The 16,741-nt window shown below is 68.1% G+C and carries 14 protein-coding genes; 7 read left to right on the plus strand and 7 right to left on the minus strand.

The window, feature by feature from the left end; translation table 11 throughout:
* The first annotated feature begins 106 nt into the window (after positions 1–106).
* Together DM992_RS15730 and DM992_RS15740 are read left to right on the plus strand one after the other, a co-directional pair.
* Positions 107–2,251, plus strand: a complete 2,145-nt coding sequence (locus tag DM992_RS15730) for a phospholipase C, phosphocholine-specific (RefSeq protein WP_111017494.1) — start codon at positions 107–109, stop codon at positions 2,249–2,251.
* 370 nt (positions 2,252–2,621) lie between these two features.
* A complete protein-coding gene (locus DM992_RS15740; RefSeq protein WP_111017495.1) occupies positions 2,622–3,770 on the plus strand; it encodes a branched-chain amino acid ABC transporter substrate-binding protein in 1,149 nt (382 codons plus the stop codon).
* Positions 3,771–3,907: 137 nt separating this feature from the next.
* Here the strand turns inward: DM992_RS15740 and DM992_RS15745 are convergent, their stop codons facing one another.
* On the minus strand, positions 3,908–4,669 hold the full coding sequence (locus tag DM992_RS15745) for a FadR/GntR family transcriptional regulator (RefSeq protein ID WP_034183131.1): 762 nt from the start codon (positions 4,667–4,669) through the stop codon (positions 3,908–3,910).
* Positions 4,670–5,031: 362 nt separating this feature from the next.
* Between DM992_RS15745 and gudD the strand changes: the two genes are divergently transcribed.
* A complete protein-coding gene (gene gudD, locus DM992_RS15755; protein WP_111017496.1) occupies positions 5,032–6,384 on the plus strand; it encodes a glucarate dehydratase in 1,353 nt (450 codons plus the stop codon).
* Between the two features lie 198 nt (positions 6,385–6,582).
* Here the strand turns inward: gudD and DM992_RS15760 are convergent, their stop codons facing one another.
* The 3 genes from DM992_RS15760 to DM992_RS15770 form a co-directional block, all read right to left on the minus strand.
* Complete coding sequence (locus DM992_RS15760; RefSeq protein WP_111017497.1) at positions 6,583–7,047, minus strand: DUF2214 family protein; 465 nt, start codon at positions 7,045–7,047, stop codon at positions 6,583–6,585.
* A 39-nt stretch (positions 7,048–7,086) separates the two neighbouring features.
* Positions 7,087–7,896 (minus strand): hypothetical protein, encoded by an 810-nt coding sequence (locus DM992_RS15765; RefSeq protein ID WP_111017498.1) that lies wholly within the window; start codon positions 7,894–7,896, stop codon positions 7,087–7,089.
* 237 nt (positions 7,897–8,133) lie between these two features.
* Positions 8,134–9,198 (minus strand): glycosyltransferase family 4 protein, encoded by a 1,065-nt coding sequence (locus tag DM992_RS15770; RefSeq protein WP_006476459.1) that lies wholly within the window; start codon positions 9,196–9,198, stop codon positions 8,134–8,136.
* 564 nt (positions 9,199–9,762) lie between these two features.
* Here DM992_RS15770 and DM992_RS15780 point away from each other — a divergent pair.
* Positions 9,763–11,595 carry an ABC transporter ATP-binding protein gene (locus DM992_RS15780; protein ID WP_111017500.1) on the plus strand — a complete coding sequence of 611 codons (1,833 nt, stop codon included), beginning with the start codon at positions 9,763–9,765 and terminating at the stop codon, positions 11,593–11,595.
* Positions 11,596–11,718: 123 nt separating this feature from the next.
* On the opposite strand, the gene otsA is transcribed toward DM992_RS15780, so the two are convergent.
* Entirely contained in the window at positions 11,719–13,098 is a 1,380-nt protein-coding gene (gene otsA, locus DM992_RS15785; protein ID WP_111017501.1) for an alpha,alpha-trehalose-phosphate synthase (UDP-forming), read from the minus strand.
* Positions 13,095–13,847 carry a trehalose-phosphatase gene (gene otsB, locus DM992_RS15790; RefSeq protein WP_111017502.1) on the minus strand — a complete coding sequence of 251 codons (753 nt, stop codon included), beginning with the start codon at positions 13,845–13,847 and terminating at the stop codon, positions 13,095–13,097. Before otsB ends, otsA begins: the two co-directional genes overlap by 4 nt.
* Positions 13,848–14,129: 282 nt before the next feature.
* On the opposite strand from otsB, the gene DM992_RS15795 reads away from it, so the two are divergent.
* The 3 genes from DM992_RS15795 to DM992_RS15805 are packed head-to-tail and all read left to right on the plus strand — an operon-like array spanning position 14,130 to position 16,104.
* Entirely contained in the window at positions 14,130–14,765 is a 636-nt protein-coding gene (locus tag DM992_RS15795) for an SCO family protein (protein WP_111017503.1), read from the plus strand.
* Between the two features lie 12 nt (positions 14,766–14,777).
* The gene (locus DM992_RS15800) at positions 14,778–15,224 is read left to right on the plus strand and encodes a copper chaperone PCu(A)C (protein WP_072436416.1); all 447 of its coding nucleotides are present in this window, start codon (positions 14,778–14,780) and stop codon (positions 15,222–15,224) included.
* 10 nt (positions 15,225–15,234) lie between these two features.
* On the plus strand, positions 15,235–16,104 hold the full coding sequence (locus tag DM992_RS15805; RefSeq protein WP_111017504.1) for a cytochrome c oxidase assembly protein: 870 nt from the start codon (positions 15,235–15,237) through the stop codon (positions 16,102–16,104).
* A 22-nt stretch (positions 16,105–16,126) separates the two neighbouring features.
* On the opposite strand, the gene DM992_RS15810 is transcribed toward DM992_RS15805, so the two are convergent.
* Positions 16,127–16,618 (minus strand): GNAT family N-acetyltransferase, encoded by a 492-nt coding sequence (locus DM992_RS15810; RefSeq protein WP_034183122.1) that lies wholly within the window; start codon positions 16,616–16,618, stop codon positions 16,127–16,129.
* Between the last annotated feature and the right edge of the window lie 123 nt (positions 16,619–16,741).

Genomic DNA, 16,741 nt, shown 5'->3' on the forward strand with positions numbered 1-16,741 from the left:
TATGCTCGCGACGGCACGAACCGGCGCAGCCGCATCCTGCGCCTCGGGCGCGCCCTTCCCGTAGGTCCCGCCAATCGGCTTCCCCATTTACCGCACGATAACGACCATGACCCGATCGAACCGTCGTGACTTCCTGCGCGTCGCTGCCGGCACCGCCGGCGCCGCCGCGCTGAACCTGTTTCCGCCCGTGATCCGCGATGCGCTTGCGATTCCCGCAAACCGCCGCACCGGCACGATCCGCGACATCGAACACATCGTGATCCTGATGCAGGAGAACCGTTCGTTCGACCACTACTTCGGCACGATGCGCGGTGTCCGCGGCTTCGGCGACCCGCGCGCGCTGCGTCTCGCGAACGGCAAGTCGGTGTTCCACCAGCCGGTCGGCCCGGCCGAGCTGCTGCCGTTCCACCCCGGCGCGGACAAGCTCGGCCTGCAGTTCCTGCAGGACCTGCCGCACGGCTGGCAGGACATGCACGCCGCGTGGAACAAGGGCCGCTACGACCAATGGGTGCCGAACAAGGGCACCACGACGATGGCGTACCTGAAGCGCGACGACATCCCGTTCCATTACCAGCTCGCCGACGCGTTCACGATCTGCGATGCGTACCACTGCGCGATCCCGAGCTCGACCGACCCGAACCGCTATTACATGTGGACGGGCTTCGTCGGCAACGACGGCACGGGCGGCGGCCCGGTGCTCGGCAACGAGGAAAAGGGCTACGGCTGGAAGACCTATCCGGAAGTGCTCGAACAGGCCGGCGTGTCGTGGAAGATCTACCAGGACGTCGGCACGGGACTCGACGCGAACGGCTCGTGGGGCTGGACGCAAAACCCGTACATCGGCAACTACGGCGACAACGCGCTGCTCTACTTCAATCAGTACCGCACCGCGCTGCCCGGCACGCCGCTGTATGAGAAAGCGCGCACCGGCACCAACATCAGCGCGGGCGGCACGCTGTTCGACGTGCTGCAGCAGGACGTGAAGAACGGCACGCTGCCGCAGGTGTCGTGGATCTGCGCGCCGGAAGCGTATTCCGAGCACCCGAACTGGCCCGCGAACTACGGCGCGTGGTACATCGAGCAGGTGCTGAAGGCGCTCGTGTCGAATCCCGACGTGTGGAGCAAGACCGCGCTGTTCATCACGTACGACGAGAACGACGGCTTCTTCGATCACGTGCCGCCGCCGTTCGCGCCGCAATCGCGCGACAACGGGCTGTCGACCGTCGAGACGACCAACGAGGTGTTCGCCGGCGACGCATCGCACATGGCCGGCCCGTACGGGCTCGGGCCGCGCGTGCCGATGCTCGTCGTGTCGCCGTGGACCAAGGGCGGCTGGGTCTGCTCGCAGACCTTCGATCACACGTCGCTACTGCAGTTCATCGAGGCGCGGTTCGGCGCGCAGTATGCGGTCACCGCGGCCAACGTGTCGCCGTGGCGCCGCACGGTGTGCGGCAACCTGACGTCCGCGTTCGACTTCTCGACGCCCGACGCAAGCTGGCCGCAGCTCCCGGACACGACCGGCTACGCGCCGCCCGACCGCAACCGTCACCCCGACTACATTCCGGTGCCGCCGGTCGTCCAGCATCTGCCGAAGCAGGAGCACGGCCTGCGTCCGGCACGCGCGCTGCCGTACGAACTGTTCGTGCACGGGCGGATCGACAACGCGAGCGGCCAGTTCCGGCTGACCTTCGCGAACACCGGCACCGCGGGCGCGGCGTTCCAGGTCCAGGCGCGCAACCGCGTCGACGGCCCGTGGACCTACACGGTCGATGCCGGCAAGCGGATCTCCGACACATGGAGCCCCGCGCCGTCGCTCGGCCTGTACGACCTCGACGTGTACGGCCCGAACGGCTTCTATTGCCACTTCCGCAGCCCCGCCGCGTCGGCGGTCGGCCCCGCGAGCGTCAACCCCGAGGTGATCTACGGCTACGACGTCGCGAACGGCAACATCACGCTGCGCCTGATGAACCGCGGCCACAAGGCCGTGCGGCTCAAGGTCACGAACGCTTACGGCCACGGCCACGCGCGCACGTTCGACCTCGCAGCGGGCGCGCGGATCGACGACTACTGGGACCTGCGCGGCAGCCACGGCTGGTACGACCTGACCGTCAGCGACGGCAAGCCGCTCGGCTTCCAGCGCCGCTTCGCAGGCCACGTCGAGACGGGCCGCCCGAGCACGAGCGACCCGGCGATCCGCACGACGTCGTCGCACAGCGACGCCGAAGCCGCATCGGACGCGCTGTCCGACTGACGGCGTCCCACGCGCGGCGCGGCCCCGGCGGGCCGCGCCGCGTCTTAGCCCCGCACCGCTCCCCCTCCTCCCCGCCCGTTCCGTTCGCGACGGGAAACTCCCGATACCGGCCGCCACCGCACGCGCGGAAGCTGTGCGCAAATCCTCATCGAATGCGCGGCAAATTGCCAAGACCCGTGCATATCGGCGACCTATAAATCGAGGCGATCGGGGCTCTTCGCGGAGCCTGACGGGAGATTCTTCCGAGGATCACGATGCCGACCTCCCCGCCCGATTCCGAGAAGCGGTCGAACCGCCCGCCCGTCGCACGCGCCTGGCCAGCCCGAGCGCGTGCGGTACCCACTTGCAGGTATCGAACAAGAGGAACCACATGAAATTCCGTCATTCCCTGCTGTCGGTGTCGATTGCATCCGCGCTGGCCCTCCTCTCGCAACAGGCCGCCCGGGCCGCCGACGCAACCGACGTGAAGGTCGGCTTCGCCGCGCCGCTCACGGGCGTGAACGCGGGCTACGGCAAGGACCTGCAGAACGGCGTGCAGCTCGCGCTCGATGACGCCGCCGCGCAGAAGGTGCAGATCGCCGGCAAGCCCGTGCACTTCAATCTCGTCGTGCAGGACGATCAGGCCGACCCGCGCATCGGCGTGCAGGCCGCGCAGGCGCTCGTCGACCAGAACGTGTCGGTCGTGGTCGGCCACTTCAACTCGGGGACGACGATCCCGGCGTCGGTCGTCTACGACAAGGCCGGCATCCCGGTGATCGATCCGGCCGCGACCAACCCGACGCTCACGTCGCGCGGGCTCGCGAACATGTTCATGGTGATCGCGACCGACGGCCAGAACGCCGGCAACGCGGGCAAGTACGCGGTCGACGTGACGAAGGCGAAGCGCATCGCGATCATCGACGACCGCACCGCGTTCGGCCAGGGCGAGGCCGACGAGTTCGAGAAGGCCGTGAAGGCCGCCGGCGGCACGATCATCGGCCGCGAGTTCACCAACAACCAGGCGGTCGACTTCCGCGCGCAGATCACGAGCCTGAAGGGCAAGAACCCCGACCTGATCTTCTTCGGCGGCCTCGATTCGCTCGCCGCGAACTTCATCAAGCAGATGCGCCAGCTCGGGCTGAACGCGCAGTTCGTCGGCGGCGGCGGCGTGAAGGACAACGAGTTCATCAAGATCGCGGGCCCGGCCGCCGAAGGCGCGATGGCGTGGGAATACGGCCGGCCGCTCGACGAGCTGCCGCAAGGCAAGGACTTCGAACAGCGCTTCAAGAAGCGCTTCGGCGTCGACGTGCTGTCGTACGCGCAGTTCGGCTACGACGCGGCCTGGGCGGCGATCAAGGCGATGCAGGCGGCCGGCTCGACCGACCCGAAGGTCTATCGCCCGGTGCTCAAGAAGGTCGACTTCGAAGGGGTCACCGGCCGCATCTCGTTCGCGAACGACGGCTCGCTGAAGAGCGGGATGTCGACGCTGTACCAGGTGAAGAGCGGCGCGTGGAAGACGGTCGTGACGAAGGGAGGCTGATCGGCGGTGTCGGCGGCCGGCGGCGGAAACGCCGCCCGGCCCCGGAGACCGGCGAAGTTACGCCGACCTCATATGACGACTGATGTTAGTGCGATGCAATCGGGCCCGCGGCAGCGCGGGCCGCACTGCCCGGCGCATCAGTTGGCTTGCGTGTCGCGCTCGGCCTCGGCCGCCTCGTGCGCGCGGCGCAGCCGCTCGCGGCTGTTGGTGAGGTGCGTGCGCATCGCGGCGCGGGCGGCCTCCGGGTCGTGGCGCGCGATCGCCTCGTAGATATCCTCGTGCTCGTGATTGAGCCGGCCGACATAGCGCTCGAGGTCGTCGCCGGCGAAGCGCGCCGAATTCACCCGCGTGCGCGGGATGATCGACGTGCCGAGCTGCGTCATGATGTCGACGAAATAGCGGTTGCCGGTGGACTGTGCGATCTGCAGGTGGAACTGGTAGTCGAGCTGCGCCGTGTCGCGGCCGCCGCCCGCGCCCGTCGCGATCGCGTCGAGCGCACGCCGCAGCGCGGCAAGATCGGTATCGTTCGCGCGCTGCGCGGCGAGGCTCGCGCACTCGCTCTCGAGGCTGATGCGCAGTTCGAGCACCGCGAGCACGTCGCGCAGCGTCGTGATCGTCGCGGGATCGATGCCGAGCGCCTGGCGGCGCGACGGCTCCAGCACGAAGCTGCCGATGCCGTGGCGGGTCTCGACGAGGCCGCTCGCCTGCATCCGGGAGATCGCCTCGCGCACGACCGTGCGGCTCACGCCCTGCGCCGCCATGACTTCGGTTTCGGTCGGCAGCTTGTCACCGGGACGCAGCGTGCCGTTTTCGATCTGCGCGGTCAGCGCGTCGACGACATCTTGTGCGAGGCTGCGTGCGCGACGGCGCGGCGCTGCGGGAAACGTAGGCACGGACATGAGGTCGGTTCCTTTTTGAATGATCGTAATGTGAGCCGAGGGTTTACGCGGGGTTTGAGCGAAAGCCGATGATTCATTATACTGCGTCACAAGTCATCCGACGACTGATGATCGGCGCATGGATCTCCTGTCAACTCAAGCCGGCGTTCCGGCGCCTGCACGGTCCCATGCGTTACGATCAGCCAGCGTTCGCGTTCTGCGCTTCGCTGGTCCGGTTGTCGCTCCCACCCCGTTCCGGGTTTTGCTGTCGACATGCGGGCCTTGCGCGCCGCGCACGTCGGTTGTCGAATGATCGCACCTCCCGCCGCGCGCGGCAAAGCTTTTGCCGCACGGCATTGCCCACCCTTTCGCCATCGCCGCCCATGAACGCCGCCACAGCCTCGCCTTCCCACGACACGCCGCGCATCGTCGACCTGCAAGCGATTCCGGTCGCCGGCCACGACAGCATGCTGCTCAACCTGAGCGGCGCGCACGGCCCGTTCTTCACCCGCAACCTCGTGATCCTGAAGGACAGCGCGGGCCGAACCGGCGTCGGCGAGGTGCCGGGCGGCGAAAGCATCCGCCGCACGCTCGACGATGCGCGTGCGCTCGTCGTCGGCCAGCCGGTCGGCAATTACCACGCGGTGCTCAACGACGTGCGGCGCACCTTCGCCGACCGCGACGCGAGCGGCCGCGGGCTGCAGACCTTCGACCTGCGCACGACGATCCATGCGGTCACCGCGCTCGAAGCCGCGCTGCTCGACCTGCTCGGCCAGCATCTCGGCGTGCCGGTCGCCGCACTGCTCGGCGAAGGCCAGCAACGCGAAGCCGTCGAAATGCTCGGCTACCTGTTCTACGTCGGCGACCGCACCAAGACCGCGCTGCCCTATCGCGACGGCAGCGGCGCGACCGACGACTGGACCCGCGTGCGCGACGAGCCGGCGCTGACGCCCGAGGCGGTCGTGCGGCTCGCCGAGGCCGCGCATGCGCGCTACGGCTTCAACGACTTCAAGCTGAAAGGCGGCGTATTCGAAGGCGCGAGCGAGATCGAGGCCGTGACGGCGCTCGCCGAACGCTTCCCCGACGCGCGCGTGACGCTCGATCCGAACGGCGCGTGGTCGCTCGACGAGGCCGTGCGGCTGTGCCGCGACCAGCATCACGTGCTCGCCTATGCGGAAGATCCATGCGGCGCGGAGAACGGTTACTCGGGCCGCGAGGTGATGGCCGAATTCCGTCGCGCGACGGGATTGCCGACGGCGACCAACATGATTGCGACCGACTGGCGGCAAATGGGCCACGCGGTGCAGCTTCAGGCTGTCGACATCCCGCTCGCCGATCCGCACTTCTGGACGATGCAGGGTTCGGTGCGCGTCGCGCAGATGTGCCGCGACTGGGGCCTCACGTGGGGCTCGCATTCGAACAACCACTTCGACGTGTCGCTCGCGATGTTCACGCATGTCGCGGCCGCCGCGCCGGGCCAGGTCACCGCGATCGACACGCACTGGATCTGGCAGGACGGCGAACGGCTGACGCGCGAGCCGCTGAAGATCGAGAACGGGCTGGTGGAAGTGCCGAAGCGGCCGGGGCTCGGCATCGACATCGACATGGATGCGGTCGCGGTCGCGCACGAGCTGTACAAGCAGCACGGACTCGGCGCCCGCGACGACGCGGCGGCCATGCAGTACCTGATTCCGGGGTGGACGTTCAACAACAAGCGCCCCAGCCTCGTGCGCTGAGCATGGACGGACCCGGCGGCGGCCTCGCCCGGCCGGGACGAAATCGGAAGGAACGATGCAGTTCGAGGCCGGCCCGGCTGATGTCGGGCTGGAGATGCGGCGCAGGCGGAACGAGATCCGGACGGTTGCGGCCATGCCGGACCTGCCGGACCGCACCTGGCCGGCCGCACCTGGCCGGCCGCACCTATCCAGCTACACCTACCCGGCCACCCCAATCCCCCGCGCCATCCCCGATGCGGCGAACACGATGACGACCAGCAGCACGGCCTGCCAATGGCCGATCCGCACATAGGTGCGCGCGCGGCCGATATCCGGCATCTGCTGCTGCCGCGCGGCGACACGCCAGCGGATCAGCCCGAGCATCGGCACGACCTCGAGCAGCAGGATCAGCACGAGTGCGGTCATCTTCAGATGAAAGAGCGGTTCGTGCAGGTAGTACGCGGTGCCCTTCTCGAAACCGCCGAACGCGCGCATCAGCCCCGTCACGATCAGCACCAGCGCCGACAGCCCCCAGGCGGCGTCAGCCTTGAATACGCCGGGCAGGTCGGCCGCCTGCGCCGACGCGATGAGCCGGCGCAACGCGCGGTTGCGTCCGGCGATCGCGGCAAACGCGACGGCGAACGCGCTCAGGTGAACGGCAGCCAGCAACCAACGGAAGATCATTGCGCCTCCTTGTCGCCCGCGCCCGGTGCGCGAGCCGTGTCATACGATCTGCTTGAGCGCCGCGTCGAGCGCGAGCACCGCGACGCGGTCGCCCTCGGTCGCAAGCGGCGCGCGCATCACGATCTGCCGGTTATGGCCGACGGCTGCCGGCGAATCCCACAGCAGTTCCACCTTCGGCCGCCGGAACAGGCCGCCACGGGCCGGCGGCACGGCAGCCGGCTGCACGTCCGTCGCGCCCTGATCGCCCGCGACGGGCGCCGCCCGGCCGGGCCAGCGCACCGACAGCTCGCGTGCGTCGTACTGGCCGACCTTGCGGCTTTCCATCCAGACGATCGCGGTGCGCGTCAGCACGTCGAGCGAAATCGCGTAGCGGCCGACCGCGAAGCGGCGTGCCGCCACGTTGGTCCGCCACAGTGGCCGCGGGCGGCAGATCCAGACGATCGCCGCATAGAGCGCCGGCGCGGCGACGAGCCAGCCGTTGGTCGCCGTCACCGCATGCAGCGCGCGGCGCCAGCCGGCCGCCCATGCGAACGCGCCGATCGACCAGACGGCAAACAGGAAGCCGATCAGCGCAAAGACGCGCAGCGCCTGGCGCAGCCATTGCGGCAGCGGATGGAACGGCCGCTCGGCGCGCGCGACGGCGCCCGGCAACGCGAGCAGCAGGAAGATCAGCACGAGGTAGACGAACGCCCAGGGCGACGACACCATCGCCGACAGCGACGCGCGATAGCCCATCTGGGACATCGAGAACAGCCAGCGCGCAAGCAGCACGAGACCGATCGCGCGCAACGCGAAGATCACGCCGGCGCCGGGGGCCGGCGCTGCGCGCGTGGTTTTCGTTCTCGCCAAGACTGCTCTCCTCTGGATGATCGTGCGGAGCCGGATTTCACGGCACGGCCATTATAGGGACATTACCGTCTGGACAGACTGCCGGATGGCGTGCCCGGCCGCTTCATGGGCCGTTCGCGGCGTCGGGCGCGGCGAGAATACAACAGATCCGCGCCGCGGATGTGACAACGCCCCGCCGGGAACCCGGACGGGGCGTCGATGACGGCGGCACGCCGCAGCGCGGCGGCGGCCGGCGAATCAGCTTGCGTTGACTTCGCGGAGCACGGTGCGGCGCTTCTGGCGCAGCAGTTCCTCGTAGCCCTTCACGTAGTTCTGCGCCATCACCTTCGACGAGAAACGTGCTTCGAACGCGGCGCGGACCTTCTCGCGCGGCAGCGTATCGAGGCGCTTGAGCGCCGCGACGGCCGACAGTTCGTCTTCGACGACGAAGCCCGACACGCCGTTGTCGATCACTTCCGGCACGGAGCCGCGCTTGAACGCGATCACCGGCGTGCCGCATGCCATCGCCTCGATCATCACCAGGCCGAAGGGCTCCGGCCAGTCGATCGGGAACAGCAGCGCGTGCGCGTTGCCGAGGAATTCGGTCTTTTCGGACTCGCTGATTTCGCCGATGTACTCGACGTGCGGCAGCGCGAACAGCGGCTTGATCTTCTCTTCGTAGTACGCGCGGTCGGCCTTGTCGAGCTTCGCGGCGATCTTGATCGGCAGGCCGGCCTGCTCGGCGATGCGGATCGCGGTGTCGACGCGCTTCTCCGGCGAGATGCGGCCGAGGAATGCCAGATAGCTCGGCTTCACGTTCGGGATCGGCGTCAGCAGGTTTTCCGGCAGGCCGTGATAAACGGTCGACAGCCAGTTCGCCTGCGGCAGCGGGATGCGCTGGTTGTCGGAGATCGACACGACCGGCACGTCGCTGAATGCGTTGAAGATCGGCTGCAGTTCCGGCAGGTCGAGACGGCCGTGCATCGTCGTCAGATGCGGGACCGGCTGGCGCGAGAACAGCGAGAACGGGTAGTAGTCGATGTGGCAGTGCAGGACATCGAACTCTTCCGCGCGGCGGCGCACCTGCTCGAGGAGCAGCATGTGCGGTGCCATCACGTCGCGGATCGTCGGGTCGAGGCGCAGCGCCTGCGGCCAGCACGCTTCGAGCTTCGCGGAGGTTTGCGAATCGCCGCTCGCGAAGAGCGTGACGTCATGCCCCATCTCGACAAGTGCTTCGGTGAGGTAGGACACCACTCGCTCGGTACCGCCGTACAGCTTCGGGGGAACCGCTTCGTGCAACGGAGCGATTTGGGCGATTCGCATACGTAACTCCTAAAAAATCGGCTAAAAACCAGGTTGGGTCGGCAACCTGCCGGCGGTCCGGGCTGGATGCATTTCGTCCGCAAATCGGACGAATCAGCCTGCCGGGGGGCGTCGAACCCGCGCTGCTCAAGGAGCGTCGGCGATGCGACAGGCATAGAACGTTTGAAACGAAGACCCGTTGACAGGGGTTCGTAAAAAAACCTGGAATCGAACCCGGAGCCGATTATCTAGGGTTAATCCCGATGCGGCGCACAACATTTCAAACACTTTACTTTGTTACAAAGGCGCAACACTTTGCAACCCGCGGACTTGGGTGTCCGTTCTAGAGTGGAAGGCCCTTTTGGCGATCCTGGTCACCCGTGGCTGCCGGCAGCGTGATTCCGGCACATGAGGCAGGTCGGGATGCCGAATTTTATCTCAAAATCGATCGTGAGCCCCTGGCCAAGGCAAGATTCGCGCAGCGCAACGCATGCGTTGTTTACAATGCCGGATTATTCAGTCCGGGCGAACGCGGGCATGCGATCCAGCCGCAACGCTCAACCACCGAATCACCGCACGCATATTTTGGAATCTCTCACCCCTGCCCAGCGCAACGCCCACAACGCGAAGCTGTCGAGCTACGCGCATCGGCCGATCGCGTTCCTGTTCCGCTACATCCGCCTGCATCCCGTCGCCCACCTCATCGTGCTCTGCAGCGTGGTGGCCGCCGTCGGCTGCGCGCTCGGCTCGCAATACGCGATCAAGCACCTGATCGACGTGCTGGCGACCGGGCGCCATCATCCGGGCCCGCTGTGGAGCGCGTTCGCGCTGCTCGTCGGGCTGATCGCGGCAGACAACCTGCTGTGGCGGGTCGGCGGCTGGGTCGCCGCGCACACGTTCGTCGCGGTCACCGGCGACCTGCGGCGCGACCTGTTCCAGTACCTGATCGGCCATTCGCCGACCTACTACTCGGAAAAACAGCCGGGCACGCTCGCGAGCCGCATCACGGCCACGTCGAACGCGGTCTACACGTCGGAGAACACGATGGCGTGGAACGTGCTGCCGCCGTGCATCGCGGTGATGGGCGCGATCCTGATGATCATCGTCGTCAATCCGATGATGGCCGCCGGCCTGCTCGGCTGCTCGGCCGTGCTGTCCGTCATCCTGTTCAAGCTCGCCGGGCGCGGCTCGGCCCGCCACCATGCGTTCGCGGCAAAGGCCGCGGCGGTCGATGGCGAACTCGTCGACGTGATCGGCAACATGGGCCTCGTGCGTGCGTTCGGGATGACGCTGCGCGAGCAGAAGCGTTTCGGCGCGACGGTCAAGGCCGAGATGGATGCGCGCCAGCAGAGCCTGCTCTATCTCGAGAAGCTGCGCCTGCTGCACGCGGTGATCACCGCGATGCTGTCCGCCGGCCTGCTCGGCTGGGCACTGTGGCTGTGGGACCAGGGCCGCGCGACGTCGGGCGACATCGTGCTCGTCAGCTCGCTCGGCTTCACGATCCTGCACGGCACGCGCGATCTCGCGGTTGCGCTCGTCGACGTCACGCAGCACGTCGCACGGCTGTCCGAAGCCGTGAAGACGCTGCTCGAGCCGCACGGGATGCAGGACCGCTCCGATGCGCAGCCGCTGTCGGCCAAGGGCGGCCGCGTCGCCTTCGAGCGCGTGACGTTCGCGTATCCGCACCGCCGTGCGATCCTCGACCACTTCGATCTCCATATCGAACCGGGCCAGCGCGTCGGCCTGATCGGCAAGTCGGGCGCCGGCAAGTCGACCGTGCTCGCGCTGCTGCAGCGCTTCTACGACACGCAGGACGGCGTCGTGAAGGTCGACGGCCAGGACGTGAAGGCGATCACGCAGGACAGCCTGCGCCACGCGATCGCGCTCGTGCCGCAGGACATCTCGCTGCTGCACCGGACGATCTACGACAACATCGCGTACGGCCGCCCCGACGCGACCCGCGACGAAGTGCTCGCCGCAGCGCGCGACGCGCGCTGCGCGGAGTTCATCGAGGCGATGCCGGAAGGTTATGACACGATCGTCGGCGACCGCGGCGTCAAGCTGTCGGGCGGCCAGCGCCAGCGCATCGCGATCGCGCGCGCGATCCTGAAGGATGCGCCGATCCTGCTGCTCGACGAAGCGACGTCGGCGCTCGACAGCGCATCCGAGGAAGCGATCCAGAGCGCGCTCGACCGCCTGATGGTCGGCCGCACGGTGATCGCGATCGCCCACCGCCTGTCGACGCTGCGCAACTTCGACCGGATCATCGTGATGAGCAACGGCAAGGTGATCGACGACGGCAGCCCCGAAGTACTGCGCAACCGCCCCGGCCTGTATCGCGACCTGCTCGCGAAGCAGCACGGCCGTCATCACGCGGCACCCGACGGCAACACGCCGACCGGCGAACGCGTGGCCTGACGCGTCCGCGCGCAGCCGATAAAAAAGCCGCAGTGCGTGAAGCACTGCGGCTTTTTTCATTGCAGCGGGAACGGCCGGCCGAGTTGGCGCGGAATGCGCCGCGCGATGCGCCGGACCTACCGGCTAGCCATGCTGCAGATCGCGCAGGAAGTTGTCGCGCCACACCGATACGTTGTTCTCGCGAAGCTGCGCGATCATGTCCGTATAACGCGCGCGCCGCTCGGCAAGCGGCATCGTCAGCGCCTGCGACAGCGCATCGGCCATCCCGTCGATATCGATCGGATTGACGATCAGCGCGCCCGTCAGCTCGCGCGCGGCGCCCGCGAAGCGCGACAGCACGAGCACGCCCGGATCGTCCGGATTCTGCGCAGACACATACTCCTTCGCGACGAGGTTCATCCCGTCGCGCAGCGGCGTCACGAAACCCACGCGTGCGAGCCGGTACAGCGCGGCCAGCACCTGGCGGTCGTACTGGCGGTGAATGTAGAGGATCGGCGCCCAGTCGAGCTCCGCGTAACGCCCGTTGATGCGCCCCGACTCCGCTTCGAGCTGCAGGCGGATGTCCTGGTATGCGCGCAGGTCCGCGCGCGTCGACGGTGCGATCTGCAGGAACGACACGCGGTTGCGGATCGACGCCTGGTGTTCGAGCAGTTTCTCGAACGCGCGGAACCGCTCGACGAGCCCCTTCGAATAATCGAGCCGATCGACGCTCATGATCAGTTGCCGCCCGCGCAGCGACGTCGCGAGCGTGCGTACGGCCTTGCCGTGTTCGCCCGCCTGCGCGAGCGTCGCGATCTCGTCCGGATACACGCCGATCGGATAGGCGGCCGCGCGCAGCGTCTGGCCGAACGCGCGCACGCGCACCGTGCGGCCGTCGCGCTCGACCTCGCCGCCTGCCTCGAATTCGACGTAGTCGCAGAACGCGCGCAGGTCGGGCTCGGTCTGGAAACCGAGCAGGTCGAACGCGCACAGCGACTCGACGAGCTCGCGGTGCGGCGGCACGTTGACGAGCACCTGCGCGGCCGGAAACGGGATGTGCAGGAAGAAGCCGATGCGGTTCTTCACGCCGGCCTCGCGCAGCGCGCGTGCGAACGGGATCAGGTGATAGTCGTGCACCCAGATCACGTCGTCGTCCTGCAGCAGCGGCACGAGCTGCTGCGCAAGCCACACGTTGACGCGGCGATAGCCGTCGAATTCGTGGCGGTCGTACTGGATCAGGTCCGCACGGTAATGGAACGCGGGCCACAGCGTCGCATTCGAGAAGCCGCGGTAGTACTGGTCGTAATCGCGGCGCGACAGGCCGACGGTCGCGAACGTCACGGGCCCGCGCTCCTCGATGCGGATCTGCGGCGCGCCGGAGGCGACGACCTCGCCGCTCCAGCCGAACCACATGCCACCCGTCTCCTTCAGCGCATCGTAGACGCCGATCGCGAGGCCGCCCGCCGCCGGTTCGCCTTCCGAAATCGGGGCGACGCGGTTTGAAACGATGATGAGCCGGCTCATGCGTGCGGCTGCCCCGCGCCGAGCCAGCTTGCGATCTGCTCATGCAGCGCGTCGACCGAGTCGAGCCGCAAGCGGGCGGACGTCTCGCCCGCGCCGACCTTGATCGACAGGCCGCCGCGCGCGTTGACCACCGCGAAGCCCTTCTCGTCGGTCAGGTCGTCGCCCGCGAACAACGGCATGCGGCCCGCGAACGGCGGCTCGTCGAGGAACGCGGCCAGCGCGCGCCCCTTGTCGACACCCTTCGGCTTGATCTCGAACACCATCTTGCCGGGCTGCAGCACATACGCATCCGCGTATTCGGCGACGAGGCGCTCGGCCGCTTCGCGCGCAACCGCCTCGCGCTCGGGCGCGTTGCGATAGTGCAGCGCGACGGCCGCGCCCTTGATTTCGAGCAGCATGCCCGAATGACGGTCGACGACGGCCGCGAGCTCGCGCTCGATGCGCAGCAGACGTTCGTCGTTGAAGCCGATGCGCTGCGTGTCGCCGTTCGCATCGCGGCGCTCCGCGCCGTGCAGGCCGGCGATCGGCAGGCCGGGCATCTTCAGGAACATATCGACGTTGTCGATGCCGCGCCCGGACACGATCGCGACCGCGCCGTGCGAGCGGCGGCGCAGCTCGTCGAGCAGCGTCAGCAGCGACGGCGGAACGTGAATGCTGTCGGGCGTCGGCGCCAGTTCGACGAGCGTGCCGTCGAAGTCGAAGAAGAACGCGGTATCGGTCAGGGACAGGGAAGCCGGAACGGATTGCATCGATTCGATAATGTGAGGGCCGGCCGGCAAACGCCGGGCTGCCGCTGCGCGAATGGAATTGTGCGCATCTTACCGCGCCTGCGCATCGAGTTGGGCGAAACCGGCGCATCGTAGGCAGCGCGCCGCCAGCCGCGTCAACTGCGGCATATTGCCCCGCTCGCCCGCGCCGTACGGGTTTCGAAAGGACGCGGGCGCGCAAATTGCGCTACAGTCGCAACCGCCTGCCGCGCGACGCATGGCGCCGCGCCGGCCGGCCACCATTCCGTCCGATCGAGCTCCAGGATGCCGTCTGCCCGTCCCGCGCCGCGCCGGCGCTTCTCCCGCATCATCCGCACGGCCGCAACCCTCGCCGCCGCCGCGGCGCTCGCCGCGTGCACGCACGACGAGCCGCGGTGGAACCTGACCAACGTCACCGGCCACCTGCCCGACCTGTCGTTCACGCTGACGGGCGGCGACGGCCATCCCGTCGACGCCGATGCATTCCGCGGCCGCGTCGCGCTCGTCTACTTCGGCTACACGCACTGCCCCGACGTCTGCCCCGAAACGATGGCGCGGCTGATGGAAGTGCTCGCGAAGCTCGGCCCTCAGGCGAACGACGCCCGCATCCTGTTCGTCTCGGTCGATCCCGCGCGCGACACGCCGCAGGCGATGCAGTCGTATGTCGCCGCGTTCGACCCCGCGCATGCGCGCGGCCTGACCGGCACCGACCGCCAGATCGAATCGCTCGCAAAGCGCTATCGCGTTGCGTATCAGATGGAAAAACGCGATCCGTCCGGCGGCTACGAAGTCACGCACAGCTCGGCCGTCTACATCTTCGACGCGAGCGGCCGCGCGCGCCTGCTCGCGACCGACCGCGACTCGCCCGACGCCATCGCCGCCGACGTGCGCCGGATCATCGACACCGCCTCCACTACCTGAATGCATTCCGACATGAAGACGAAGACGACCCTCAAGACGTTCGCCCTCCTCGCCGCGCTGTGCGCCGGCGCCCAGGCCTATGCCGCCGGCACGATCACCGCGCAGAACGCGTGGGTGCGGTGGCTGCCGAACAAGCTGCCGGCCGGCGGCTACGTGACGCTCGTGAACACGGGCGACAAGCCGGTCGATCTCGTCGATGTCGACAGCCCCGACTACGGGATGACGATGCTGCACCAGACCGTCTCGAACGGCTCGACGCAGAAGATGGAAATGGTCGACAAGCTGACGATCCCCGCGCGCGGCAAGGTCGACATCGCGCCGGGCGGCTATCACTTCATGCTCGAGGAGCCGAAGCACGCGATCAAGCCGGGCGACACCGTGCACCTGCGCCTGAAATTCTCCGATGGCGAAACGGTCGACACGCCGTTCGCGGTGAAGTCGCCGGCCCAGGCGAAGTGATGCGCGCGCGATGAACCTCCTGTACTGGCTCGATCCGTGGGAACCGTCGCCGACCGTCGTCATCGCGGTGCTGACGGCCGCTGTGCTGTTCGCGCGCGGCGTGAAGAAAGCGAAAGTGTCGCCGCTGCGGCAGTTCTCTTTCTGGTTCGGGCTGACGGCGCTCTACATCGCGCTGCATACGCGCCTCGACTATTTCTTCGAGCACGAATTCTTCCTGCACCGCGCGCAGCACCTCGTGCTGCACCACCTCGGGCCGTTCTTCATCGCGCTGTCCTATCCGGGCGCGGCGATTCGCGCGGGCATTCCGTTTCGCTGGCGGCAGCGCTTCGTGCGCCCCGCACTCGCGTGGGCGCCCGTGCGCGCGACGCTCGACGTGGTGTTCCATCCCGTCGTCGCGGTCGTGCTGTTCGTCGGGCTGATCTATTTCTGGCTGCTGTCGCCGATCCACTTCATCGCGATGCTCGACTGGCGCCTCTATCGCGTGATGAACTGGAGCATGGTGATCGACGGGCTGCTGTTCTGGTGGCTCGTCGTCGATCCGCGCCCCGCGCCGCCCGCGCGGCTGTCGCCTGGCCGCCGGATCCTGATCGTCGTCGCGGCGATCCCGCCGCAGATCGCGCTCGGCGCGCTGATCTTCTTCACGCCGCACGAGTTGTATCCGATCTACTCGATCTGCGGCCGCGCGTTCACGTGGCTGAGCCCGCTGCGCGACCAGCAGATCGGTGGCCTGCTGCTGTGGATTCCCGGCTCGATGATGAGCGTGATCGGCGCGCTGATCGCGCTGCGGCACTGGCTGCGGCTGTCCGCACGCGGCCGCCTGATCGGCGAACGGGCCGTGCAGCGCGCGGACCAGCCGTCGGTGGCACGCACCGCGCACTGACTGCCGCGCGTCGCGTCGCGCATCACGCGCGCGTGCTGCTCATCCACACGTGCGGGATGCCGTCCTCGTCGTGCACGTCCGAACTCGGCGTGAAGCCGAATGCGCCGTAAAAGCGCTGCAAGTGGGCCTGCGCATGCAGGCTCACGGGCGTATCCGGCCACTGCGCGCGGATATGCTCGAGTGCGCGCGACAGCAGCCCGTTGCCGAGGCCCGCGCCGCGAAACGCGGCGGTCGTCAGCACGCGGCCGATGCGCACGTCGGTGTTCTGCGCATCGGGCAGCAGCACGCGCAGATAGCCGGCCAGGCGGCCGGCCGGATCGTACGCGGCCAGGTGCCACGCGGCCTGGTCCGCGTCGTCGATGTCGCGATACACGCAGTTCTGCTCGACGACGAACACCGCGCTGCGCGCTTCGAGAATCGAATAGATTTCGCGCGCCGTCAGCGCGTCGAAGGATTTCCAGCGCCAGTCGAGATCGGCGGCGCTCGGGGATGCGGCGGGTGCGGATGCGTTCATGTGCGGTCCTGATTCGGGCGCGCCGGCCGGCGCGCGGCAACCGCTGATTATGCCTCGAAGCTCGCACGGCGCGCGACCGTCCGCCCGCGCGCAAAAAAGGCCCCGCATCGCGCGGGCCTGTCC

Origin of the sequence: Burkholderia sp. JP2-270, from assembly GCF_003233675.1 — a bacterium.
GTDB lineage: Bacteria > Pseudomonadota > Gammaproteobacteria > Burkholderiales > Burkholderiaceae > Burkholderia > Burkholderia pyrrocinia_C.

Bases quoted from the DNA above. Each gene is read 5' to 3' on its own strand.
- otsB (WP_111017502.1), bottom strand. From the start codon at position 13,847: ATGCAATCCGTTCCGGCTTCCCTGTCCCTGACCGATACCGCGTTCTTC.
- DM992_RS15800 (WP_072436416.1), top strand. From the start codon at position 14,778: ATGAAGACGAAGACGACCCTCAAGACGTTCGCCCTCCTCGCCGCGCTG.
- DM992_RS15760 (WP_111017497.1), bottom strand. From the start codon at position 7,047: ATGATCTTCCGTTGGTTGCTGGCTGCCGTTCACCTGAGCGCGTTCGCC.
- DM992_RS15810 (WP_034183122.1), bottom strand. From the start codon at position 16,618: ATGAACGCATCCGCACCCGCCGCATCCCCGAGCGCCGCCGATCTCGAC.
- DM992_RS15795 (WP_111017503.1), top strand. From the start codon at position 14,130: ATGCCGTCTGCCCGTCCCGCGCCGCGCCGGCGCTTCTCCCGCATCATC.
- otsA (WP_111017501.1), bottom strand. From the start codon at position 13,098: ATGAGCCGGCTCATCATCGTTTCAAACCGCGTCGCCCCGATTTCGGAA.
- DM992_RS15740 (WP_111017495.1), top strand. From the start codon at position 2,622: ATGAAATTCCGTCATTCCCTGCTGTCGGTGTCGATTGCATCCGCGCTG.
- DM992_RS15770 (WP_006476459.1), bottom strand. From the start codon at position 9,198: ATGCGAATCGCCCAAATCGCTCCGTTGCACGAAGCGGTTCCCCCGAAG.
- DM992_RS15805 (WP_111017504.1), top strand. From the start codon at position 15,235: ATGAACCTCCTGTACTGGCTCGATCCGTGGGAACCGTCGCCGACCGTC.
- gudD (WP_111017496.1), top strand. From the start codon at position 5,032: ATGAACGCCGCCACAGCCTCGCCTTCCCACGACACGCCGCGCATCGTC.
- DM992_RS15730 (WP_111017494.1), top strand. From the start codon at position 107: ATGACCCGATCGAACCGTCGTGACTTCCTGCGCGTCGCTGCCGGCACC.
- DM992_RS15745 (WP_034183131.1), bottom strand. From the start codon at position 4,669: ATGTCCGTGCCTACGTTTCCCGCAGCGCCGCGCCGTCGCGCACGCAGC.